At 56.2% G+C, this 2561-nt stretch carries 4 protein-coding genes; all 4 read left to right on the top strand.

Features of this window, described 5'->3' with window-relative positions; genetic code table 11:
- Window positions 1-336 precede the first annotated feature (336 nt).
- Window positions 337-666, top strand: a complete 330-nt coding sequence (locus AC1DH9_RS27040; protein WP_427534299.1) for a hypothetical protein — start codon at window positions 337-339, stop codon at window positions 664-666.
- A 211-nt stretch (window positions 667-877) separates the two neighbouring features.
- Window positions 878-1318: a CBS domain-containing protein gene (locus tag AC1DH9_RS27045; protein WP_054598134.1), complete on the top strand. Its 441-nt coding sequence runs from the start codon at window positions 878-880 to the stop codon at window positions 1316-1318.
- Between the two features lie 203 nt (window positions 1319-1521).
- Window positions 1522-2118: a paraquat-inducible protein A gene (locus tag AC1DH9_RS27050; protein WP_427543808.1), complete on the top strand. Its 597-nt coding sequence runs from the start codon at window positions 1522-1524 to the stop codon at window positions 2116-2118.
- Window positions 2115-2561, top strand: a 447-nt coding sequence (locus AC1DH9_RS27055; RefSeq protein WP_477809129.1) for a paraquat-inducible protein A, incomplete at its 3' end; no start/stop codon positions are given. The genes AC1DH9_RS27050 and AC1DH9_RS27055, both read left to right, overlap by 4 nt.

Genomic DNA, 2561 nt, shown 5'->3' on the forward strand with positions numbered 1-2561 from the left:
GATGTGTACTGCCCACAAGGCAGATTGATGAAGCTGACCCAGCATGAGTGTCCAGTACAAGGACGGGAAACGCTGGCGATCAATCCTCAAGATGCTTGTGGCCGAGCTGAATAATGTCGGTAGCAACGTCCAGGTAATCGCTGTTTCTCCCCCGCTGTGCCGCACGTGCGTAGCAGTTTCTCGGCAAGACTACATGCATCCTGCTCAAGGCCCTGCCGATATTCGGCAGACACCCACTGTCGCCCTGGTTTCGGTACCAGATATCAACTTACCGATGCAGAGAAGTGAATCAGCGAACCAACTAGACAGATCAAACACTGGTCAAGGGGCTTACAAATGAATCTGAACAATCAACCGACTATTGATGAACTGGCTCGGATGTTCGCAGCACACAAAGACAGCCATGACAGCCATATCCTGTGGATTGCCGAGTCTGGCCAGGTGCATATCGACTGCCTGTCGCCCCACGCTCATGAAGATGAGTTCGAAAAAAACAAGCATGACTTGCGTGCCCGATTGAAGATGTACCGTCGCGGCCAGGGTTATGTTGGCAAGAAAGCTGCCGCCGACAAAGACTTTGTCGGGCGTGTTCTCGAGACGCTGAATCAGGCGTGGAAGAGTGCACAGGGCCAGTCCGGTGTATGCGTGATCGATCGCTACTGCTAAGCGAGCGTGCCACGACGCTGATAGCCCGCCCGGGCTATCAGCGACTGCCAACAGCGAAACCGCACTGCTGATAGCGCAAACGCCCTCGATGACGTTTTAGAACCCCTGAGTGCCGCTTTGCCCTCTTGTTCTGTTGGCCTGCGTCTATGATTCTGTATAAGCGTCAACGCGCTTGGCGACGCCTGATAAATACAACACCGGAGAGGCCCTCATGAAGACCGTCGCGCAACTGCTCAAGTTAAAGGCCGAACAGAACCAGCAGGTTCATACCATCAACTCGCATCAGATGGTGCTCGAAGCCCTGATGGTCATGGCCGCAAAAAACGTCGGTGCATTGCCGGTACTCAAAGACGGTCGAATCGTTGGCGTGATCAGTGAACGCGACTATGCGCGCAAACTGGTGCTCAAAGGTCGCTCTTCGGTCGGTACGCCCGTCAGCGACATCATGAACTCGCCAGTGATCACGGTGGACTCCCATCAATCCGTGCAAACCTGCATGAATATCATGACCGACAAGCACCTGCGTCATTTGCCGGTGGTGGAAAACGGTCAACTGCTGGGTTTGCTGTCCATCGGCGACCTCGTCAAGGAAGCCATTGCCGAGCAGGCCGAGCTGATCCAGCAACTGGAGCAGTACATCCGCGGCGAATAACGTCTCTCGCCCATCAACCCGAACCACTGACTGCGCGCTCTTGATCCTCAAGAACTCGCAGTTGTTGGTGACGAAAGCCACAAGCTACCAGCGCTTGCCCTCCCGTATTGTCTCAAGCCTCGCACTTTGGATTTGCTCTATCGCGAGGGACTTCTATATTCATTTAACGGCCTGTAGCTTCCGACTTCCCCTGAGCGCGAACCATGACCAGGACTGATCATTTGATCATCTGTGAACATTGCGATTGCGTGTATGAAAAAGTGGCGCTCGCCAAACATCAAACCGCCTTGTGCACGCGCTGTGGCGGGGTACTCCAGCGCTACAACGGATTGTCAGTGGAGCAACGCCTGGCCTTGAGCCTGACGGCCGCCGTGCTGTGGATTTTCGCCAACTTCTATCCGGTGATGAGCATCAGCCTCAAAGGCCTGCAAAATAGCGCCACCTTATGGGACTCGGTGCTGGCGCTCAGCCAGGGGCCGATCACCTTCATGGCCATGGTGGCGGCCATCGCCATGATCATCGCGCCGATCATTCAACTGCTGTTGCTGGTCTGGGTGCTGAGTTTCGCCCTCGCGACCAAGCGCTCACCGGCCTTCAAGCTGTGCATGCGCTGGCTGGAAACGCTAAGGCCCTGGAGCATGCTTGAGGTTTGTCTGCTGGGGGCGCTGGTCTCGGTGTTCAAACTTGCAGGTCTGCTTGATGTGCTACCAGGCATCGGCCTGTTTGCCCTCTCGGTGCTTAGCTTGCTGCTGATCCGGATTGCCGGCCGCGATGTTCGCGACCTGTGGGACACCCTATGAACACAGCACCTGAAGCCCGCGATCTCAACCTTTGCCTGTGCCACAGCTGCGGCAATGCCTGTGACATGACCGACCACCCACACGAGTGCGAGCGCTGTGGCGCCCCCTTGCATGCCCGCAAAGCCAACTCATTGACCCGAACCTGGGCCTACCTGCTGGCCTCAATGGTGTTTTACATCCCGGCCAATCTGTTGCCGGTCATGAACACCAGCATGTTGGGCAGTGACTCTGAAAGCACCATCATCGGCGGCGTGCTGGAGTTCTGGGAGCATGGTGCCTGGGACATTGCGCTGATCATTTTCATCGCCAGTATTGCGGTGCCAGGCATCAAGTTCGTGGCCCTCTCGCTGCTGCTGATCACGGTACAACGCGGCAGCCTCTGGGCCCGCAAAGAGCGTTCAAAACTCTACCGTTTCGTCGAGTTGATCGGCTACTGGTCGATG

Source organism: Pseudomonas sp. 05T35, assembly GCF_056396605.1.

Coding starts and splice junctions, on each gene's coding strand:
- AC1DH9_RS27040 (WP_427534299.1), top strand. CDS start 337: ATGAATCTGAACAATCAACCGACTATTGATGAACTGGCTCGGATGTTC.
- AC1DH9_RS27050 (WP_427543808.1), top strand. CDS start 1,522: ATGACCAGGACTGATCATTTGATCATCTGTGAACATTGCGATTGCGTG.
- AC1DH9_RS27045 (WP_054598134.1), top strand. CDS start 878: ATGAAGACCGTCGCGCAACTGCTCAAGTTAAAGGCCGAACAGAACCAG.